Origin of the sequence: Amycolatopsis sp. NPDC006131 (genome assembly GCF_040614175.1) — a bacterium.
Taxonomy (GTDB): domain Bacteria; phylum Actinomycetota; class Actinomycetes; order Mycobacteriales; family Pseudonocardiaceae; genus Amycolatopsis_E; species Amycolatopsis_E tucumanensis.
In genome coordinates this window covers 40759-47766 of sequence record NZ_JBEXTX010000061.1, presented here as the reverse complement: position 1 = coordinate 47766, position 7008 = coordinate 40759, and the positions used below count along the sequence as shown (strand labels likewise).

Here is a 7008-nt window from a genome sequence, read left to right as displayed (position 1 = left end):
AGTGTTCGGTTGCCGAGACACCGCGTCAAGCCGGGAAAGCGTGGCTTGACCCGGTGGCTCGGCAACCGATTTGGCTGGGGATCGGGTTGCGGGAGAGGGGTGGTTCGTGGGGTTGGTGCGTGGGGTTGCCGGGTTCCAGTACGCCGAAAAATGAAATGACCCCGGCCACCGGCCGGGGTCATCATGTGTGTGCTGTCGGGGATCAGCTGGTGGCCTTGGCGCCGCAGACGGGCCAGGCGCCGTAGCCGCCGCGGTCGTCGCGCACCTTGGTCGCCACCGCGATTTGCTGCTCGCGCGTGGCCTGGTGCGGGTAGGCCGCGTACTGGTCGCCGCCGTAGGCGTCCCACGTGCTCTTGTTGAACTGCAGGCCGCCGTAGTAGCCGTTGCCGGTGTTGATCGACCAGTTGCCGCCGGACTCGCACTTCGCGATGGCGTCCCAGATGGCGCTGTCGCTGATCACCGGCTGCTTGGTGCCGACCCGGACGATCTTCGGCTTGGCCTCGACGATCACCTTCGTCGAGAGCTCCTCGCGGGCGGTCTCCTTGCCGTTGCGCTTGGTGATCCGGTAGGTCACCAGCTTCTTGCCCGCCGTGCCCGGGTCCTGGACGACCTCGTCGCCCGCGTCGAGGGTCGCGTCCTTGATCTCCTGGACCGGAGGATCGATGTCCTCTTCCTGGTTGATCACGGTGACCCCGGTGCGCGAGATGTGCACCTCGGCGCCGTTGGTCAGCTTGAGGGCCAGGCCGCCCTCGATCTCGTCGTCCGGGCCGAGCGACATGCCCTGCTCCGCCAGGAACTCCTCCGCGGTGATCGCGGTGGTGCTGATCTGCCGGGGGGCGGCGTCGCCGTCGTAGACGGTGATGTTCTTGAGGGTCTTGACCTCGACGGTCGCGCCGTCGAGGGGCAGCTCCGCGTCCAGCGGCATCGAGTACGCGGTGCCCGGGCCGAACTGGCCGCTCAGGCCCAGCTGCGTGATGGCTTCCTGCAGGCTCGTCGCGCGAACCCAGGACTCGCGGGCGACCCCGTCGACGACCAGGTTCAGCTTGCGGCCGCGCTCCAGCTTGATGACGCCACCGTCACCGACCGGCGCCTGCGGCGAGGGGGACAGCGCGTCGTGCTCACCGACGGTGAGACCGGCGTCCTCGAGGACCTCGCCGACCGTCTTGCCGAAGCTGTGCACGGTCTGCGTGTGGCCGTCGACGTCGACGGTCACGCTCTTGTTCATGGCCAGCGCGGCGGCGCCGCCACCGGTGAGGCTGATCAGGAGGGCCAGGACCGAGCCGCGGAGGAACCGCCGCTTCCAGGTCTTGACCGCGGAGACGAGGGCCTTCTCCGGCTCCTCCTCGGCCTCCACGGCGGCCGTGCGGTCCTGTGCGGCCGCGTCCGGGATGGCGAGGGCCGGGAGCATCGTGGTCTCGGCGTTGATCAGCCGGATCAGCTCGTCGACGTCGATCTCGGCCTCGGCCATGAGATCGTCCGCGTCGTTGCCCAGCACCGTGCGGATGTCGTGCTCGGTGACAGCCAGGTCGTCCGAGAACGCGTCGGCGTCGGGCCAGTCGAGGGTGCCCACCGCGCCACCACGGCTGGACTCGAACCAGTCCATCGCCTCAGTCGGACGCGCGTCGGCCCATCTACTACCAGTCACAGCAGGTCGATCCCTTTCGCACTACGGCTCCCGAAGTCTTCGCCATCCCCGATCCCGACCTGCACTGGCTTGACTCCGGGTGTCCCGCTCTTCGCCCGGTTGGAGCGATCATGCGGCACGGTCACGGGACAGTAACGGACCCCGCGAGGTTGCGCAAACACCGGGCGGAATGTCGTGGCGTTCGTCACTCCTCCAGGTGGATGGTTGATTTCCACGGATGTCGCAGTCCGTTCAACCCGCTGTGACGGACGGCAGCCGGAACACGCGTTCGGCCGTCTCCGACACCGCCGAACAGACCTGTTCCAGCCCCTCCGAACGGAGGTCGGCGAGGAACGCGACCGTATAAGCGGTGCAGTACGGCTCGTTCGGCCGTCCGCGGAACGGGTGCGGCGTCAGGAACGGCGCGTCGGTCTCGACGAGGAACTGCCCGGACGGCACTAGCCGCGCCGCGGCCTGCAGCGCCCGGGCGTTGCGGAACGTGACCGTGCCGGCGAACGACAGCACGTACCCGGCGTCCACGCACCGGCGTGCGATGTCCTCGTCCCCGGAGAAGCAGTGGAACACCACGGTCTCCGGCGCGCCCTCCTCGTCCAGGATCCGCAACACGTCGGAGTGCGCGTCCCGGTCGTGGATCATCAGCGGCTTGCCGACCCGCTTGGCGAGGTCGATGTGCCAGCGGAACGCCTCCTGCTGGGCGTCCGGCGGCGAGTAGTCCCAGTAGTAGTCCAGACCGGTCTCGCCGACCGCGACCACCCGGTCCTGGCGCGCCAGACGCTCTATTTCGGACTGTTCCGCCTCGCCGAAGTCCTTGGTGCGCGTGGGGTGGATGGCCACCGCGGCCCACACCCGCTCGTCCCAAGTGGACGCTTCCGCGGCCCAGCGGGCGGCGTCCAGGTCGTCGGCGACGGTCACCATCCGGGTCACCCCGGCCGCCGCGGCGCGGTCGGCCAGCTCGGCCACGTCGGTCGCCGTGACCGCGCCGCAGGCGTCCAGGTGCGTGTGCGAGTCGACCACCGACGCCGGCAGGCGCTCCGGCACCGGTGGCCGTTCCTTCTTGCTCACTGCGCGATCGGGGCCCACTCCGGACCGGTCTCGCCGAGCTTCGGGTCGAGCTTGGCGAACAGCGGCGTCGGCTTGGCCAGCGGGCGGCCGACCTCGATCGGGATGGACTCCCAGCGCGCCTGCTCGGCCGCGTAGTCGCCGGTCAGGATCGGGTTGATCCGGCCGGGGATGTCCAGGTCCTCGACGTCCTGCAGCTCCGGCTGCGCGGCCCACACGCCGGTGCCGCCCAGCGCCTCGTGCACCTTCTGCGCCGAGTGCGGCAGGAACGGGGTGAGCAGCGTGTTCGCGTCCGACACCACCTGCAGCGCGGTGTGCAGCACCGCGTCCCGGCGCTCCGGATCGCCCTTGAGCTTCCACGGCTCCTGGTCCGACAGGTACCGGTTCGCGGCCGACACGACGCGCATCGCCTCGGTGGCCGCCAACTTGAACCTCGACCGCTGCAGGTGCCCGCCGACGGTCTCGAACGCCTTGCGGGACAGCGCCTTCAGCTCCTCGTCCGCGGGCGCCGGCTTGACCGGGGCCGGGATCGCGCCGTTGTTCTTGTGCGCCATCGAGATCGAGCGGTTGACCAGGTTGCCCCACTCGTTGGCCAGCTCGAAGTTGGTCCGGCGGACGAACTCGTCCCAGGTGAAGTCGGTGTCCTGGGTCTCCGGGCCGGCCACCGCGATGAAGTAGCGCATGGTGTCCGGGCCGAACTCGCGCAGGAAGTCGTTGACGTAGATGACCGTGCCGCGCGAAGTGGAGAACTTCGACCCGCTCATGGTCAGGAACTCCGACGACACGATCTCGTCCGGCAGGTTCAGCTTGCCGTACGGGCCGACCTGGCCGCCCTTGTCACCCGCGCCGTTGTGGCCGAGCAGCAGCGCGGGCCAGATCTGGGCGTGGAAGGTGATGTTGTCCTTGCCCATGAAGTAGTAGCCGCGCGCGTCCGGGTTGGTCCAGAACTCCTGCCACGCGTCCGGGTTCCCGCTGCGGCGGGCCCACTCGACGCTGGCCGAGAAGTAGCCGATCACCGCGTCGAACCACACGTAGAACCGCTTCAGCGGCTGGTCGCGCCAGCCGTCCAGCGGGATCTTCACGCCCCAGTCCAGGTCGCGGGTGATCGGGCGGGGCCGCATGTCGTCGAGCAGGTTCTTGGTGAAGTTGACGACGTTGGGCCGCCAGTCGGTCTTCGTCGACAGCCACTTGCCGAGGCTCTCGGTGAACGCGGGCAGGTCGAGGAACAGGTGCTCGGTCTCGACGAACTTCGGCGTCTCACCGTTGATCCGCGACTTCGGGTTGATCAGCTCCGCGGCGTCCAGCTGGTTGCCGCAGTTGTCGCACTGGTCGCCGCGCGCGCCGTCGTAACCGCAGATCGGGCAGGTGCCCTCGATGTAGCGGTCCGGCAGCGTGCGGCCGGTGGACGGGCTGATCGCGCCGGTCGTGGTCTTGGGCACGACGTAGCCGTTGCGGTGCAGCGCGAGGAAGATCTGCTGCGTGACCTCGGCGTGGTTGCCGGTGCTGGTGCGGGTGAACAGGTCGTAGGTCAGCCCGAGGCCCTGCAGGTCCTGGCCGATCTGGCGGGTGTACTTGTCGGCGGTCTGCTGGGAGGTGAGGCCCTCCTTGTCCGCCTGGACCGTGATCGGCGTGCCGTGCTCGTCGGTCCCGGACACCATGAGCACCCGGTTGCCGGCCATTCGCTGGTAGCGCGAGAACACGTCCGACGGGACGCCGAAGCCGGAGACGTGGCCGATGTGACGGGGCCCGTTGGCATAAGGCCAGGCCACCGCCGTCAACACAGGGATGCTCATGCCTGTTTAGCGTACGGATGCCGTCTCGTGCATTGTTACCTGGGAAGGCTTAAGGAGGTCGGGTGTCGCCGACGCGGCTGCTGGTGCTGGGCGTCGTACGGATGTACGGCCGGGCGCACGGCTATCAGGTGCGGCGTGAGCTGCTGGCCTGGTCGGCCGACCGCTGGGCGAACGTCCAGCCCGGGTCGATCTACCACGCGCTGAAGAAGATGGCGGCCGAAGGCCTGCTGGAGGCGGTGCCGGACGAACCGGAGGGACGCGGCCCGGACCGGATCGCCTACCGGCTGACCGACGACGGCGAGACCGAGTTCCAGGTCCGGCTGGCCCAGATGATCGCGGAGACCGAGGGCGACGGGGCCCAGGACGCGTTCGCCTTCGCCGCCGCGCTGACCTTCCTGCCCTCCCTGCCCCGCGACCGGGCCCTGTCGCTGTTGCGGCACCGCCTGACGTGGCTGGAGGGCCAGCTCGCGACCACCCGCAGCGTGCTGGACGGCGGAGTCAACTGGGGCCACCCGGAGCACGTCGGCGAGCTGTACCGGCTGTGGGGCACGAACGTCGAGGCGACCATCGAGTGGCTGCGCGGCCTGATCAAGCGCCTGCAGGACGGCGAGTACGTCATGGCCGACGACCCGGGGCGCCACTTCGGCGCACCCCCGGAGATCAAGTAATCAAATTTGACTACGGCGCGATAGTTGGGGCAGAGTGGCCGCCATCACTAGTCAAATTTGACTACTGAATCAAGGGGGATTTCTCATGATCAAGGCACGCGGCCTCGCGCGGACGTTCACCGCGCGCGGCCGCAGCGTCGAGGCCGTGAAGGGCGTCGACATCGACGTCGCCGAGGGTGAACTGGTGGGGTTCCTCGGCCCGAACGGCGCCGGCAAGACCACGACGCTGCGGATGCTGACCACGCTGCTGCGCCCGACCGCGGGCGAAGCGCAGGTCGCGGGGCGTGACCTGCTGGCCGACCCGGTCGGCGTGCGCAGGCAGATCGGGTACGTCGCCCAGGGCGGCGGCGTCACCCCGGAGATGAAGGTGCTCGAGGAGATCGAGCTGCAGGGCCGGCTCTACGGCATGTCGAAGGAGGACTCGCTGCGGCGGGGCCGGGAGCTGATCGACCAGCTCGACCTCGTGGGGCTGGACGACCGGCTGACGAAGACGCTGTCCGGCGGCCAGCGGCGGCGGCTGGACATCGCGCTGAGCCTGATCCACGACCCGAAGCTGATCTTCTTCGACGAGCCGACCACCGGGCTGGACCCGCAGAGCCGCGCCAACCTGTGGGACCACATCCGGCGGCTGCGCGCGGACCACGGCGTGACGTTGTTCCTCACCACGCACTACCTGGACGAGGCCGACTCGCTGTGCGACCGGATCCTGGTGATCGACAACGGTGAGATCGTGGCCGAGGGGTCGCCGGACTCGCTCAAGGCGCGCGTGTCCGGCGACGGCGTGACCATCGGGGTGGCCCCGGAGTTCGTGGACGCCGCGGCCGAGGTCGCCGGCCGCCTGGACGGCGCGCACGAGGTGACCACCGGTGAAGCCGAGGTGCGGTTCCGCGTGCCGCGCGGGGACACCGCGCTGCCGGAACTGTTGCGGCGCCTGGACGCCGACGGCATCGCGATGACCTCGATGCAGGTGAACCGGCCGACGCTGGACGACGTGTTCCTCACGCTCACCGGCCGGTCGCTGCGCGACGCCGAGCAGTCCCAGCAGCACGAGGAGGCCGCCCATGTTGCGTGACACGTGGCTGATCTTCAAGCGGGACTGGACGTTGTCCATGCGCAACCCCGCGTGGATCATGATCGGCATCATGCAGCCGGTGCTGTACCTGGTGCTGTTCGGGCCGCTGATGGAAAAGGTCGTCAGCAGCACGCCCGGCTTCCCGCCGGGCACCAGCTGGACCATCCTGACCCCGGCGCTGATCATCCAGCTGGCGCTGTTCAGCTCGTCGTTCGCCGGGTTCGCGCTGCTGATGGACTACCGCAGCGGCGTGCTGGAACGGCTGCGGGTGACGCCGGCCAGCCGGGTCGGGCTGCTGCTGGGCAAGGTGGCCAACAACGTGATCCAGGCGGTCATCCAGGCCGTGCTGATCACGGTGCTCGCGTATGTCGCGTTCGGACTCGACGCGCCGGTCGGCGGGGTGCTGCTGAGCCTGGTGATCGTCGGACTGGTCGCGGCGACGCTGGCTTCGGCGTCGTACGCGGTGGCGCTGACGCTGAAGAGCGAGCAGGCCTTCCCGGCGCTGCTGAACGCCGTGCTGATGCCGGTGCTGCTGCTGTCCGGCATCCTGCTGCCGATCACGAGTGTCCTCGCGCCGGACTGGCTCTACGCCATCTCGCGGATCAACCCGTTCACCCACGTCGTCGACGCCGAGCGAGCCACCTTCCGCGGCGACCTCACGATGGACGCCCTGATGACCGGCTCGATCATCCTCGTGGTGATGACGGTGCTGGCCGTGTTCTGGGGCACGCGCACCTTCCAGAAGGAGAACGCCTAGTCCACGCGGCCGCG

Annotated in this window: 6 protein-coding genes; 3 read left to right on the top strand and 3 right to left on the bottom strand. The window is 69.2% G+C overall.

Annotation, left to right across the window (positions count from 1 at the left end; translation table 11 throughout):
• Positions 1 to 202: 202 nt before the first annotated feature.
• From ABZ215_RS27225 to metG, 3 genes are all read right to left on the bottom strand, one after another.
• A complete protein-coding gene (locus ABZ215_RS27225; protein WP_020419443.1) occupies positions 203 to 1603 on the bottom strand; it encodes a resuscitation-promoting factor in 1401 nt (466 codons plus the stop codon).
• 273 nt (positions 1604 to 1876) lie between these two features.
• Positions 1877 to 2707 (bottom strand): TatD family hydrolase, encoded by an 831-nt coding sequence (locus ABZ215_RS27220; protein ID WP_354952629.1) that lies wholly within the window; start codon positions 2705 to 2707, stop codon positions 1877 to 1879.
• Positions 2704 to 4497: a methionine--tRNA ligase gene (gene metG, locus ABZ215_RS27215; protein WP_354952627.1), complete on the bottom strand. Its 1794-nt coding sequence runs from the start codon at positions 4495 to 4497 to the stop codon at positions 2704 to 2706. The genes ABZ215_RS27220 and metG overlap by 4 nt, the downstream gene beginning before the upstream one ends.
• Positions 4498 to 4559: 62 nt before the next feature.
• Here metG and ABZ215_RS27210 point away from each other — a divergent pair, with 62 nt between their 5' ends.
• The 3 genes from ABZ215_RS27210 (at position 4560) to ABZ215_RS27200 (ending at position 6994) form a co-directional block, all read left to right on the top strand.
• Positions 4560 to 5165, top strand: coding sequence for a PadR family transcriptional regulator (locus ABZ215_RS27210; RefSeq protein WP_020419446.1), 606 nt, complete (start codon positions 4560 to 4562; stop codon positions 5163 to 5165).
• Positions 5166 to 5250: 85 nt separating this feature from the next.
• Positions 5251 to 6237: a daunorubicin resistance protein DrrA family ABC transporter ATP-binding protein gene (locus tag ABZ215_RS27205; RefSeq protein WP_020419447.1), complete on the top strand. Its 987-nt coding sequence runs from the start codon at positions 5251 to 5253 to the stop codon at positions 6235 to 6237.
• Positions 6227 to 6994, top strand: coding sequence for an ABC transporter permease (locus ABZ215_RS27200; protein WP_020419448.1), 768 nt, complete (start codon positions 6227 to 6229; stop codon positions 6992 to 6994). The genes ABZ215_RS27205 and ABZ215_RS27200 overlap by 11 nt, the downstream gene beginning before the upstream one ends.
• The last annotated feature ends 14 nt before the right edge of the window (positions 6995 to 7008 follow it).

Coding starts and splice junctions, on each gene's coding strand:
- ABZ215_RS27225 (WP_020419443.1), bottom strand. CDS start 1,603: ATGGACTGGTTCGAGTCCAGCCGTGGTGGCGCGGTGGGCACCCTCGAC.
- metG (WP_354952627.1), bottom strand. CDS start 4,497: ATGAGCATCCCTGTGTTGACGGCGGTGGCCTGGCCTTATGCCAACGGG.
- ABZ215_RS27205 (WP_020419447.1), top strand. CDS start 5,251: ATGATCAAGGCACGCGGCCTCGCGCGGACGTTCACCGCGCGCGGCCGC.
- ABZ215_RS27200 (WP_020419448.1), top strand. CDS start 6,227: ATGTTGCGTGACACGTGGCTGATCTTCAAGCGGGACTGGACGTTGTCC.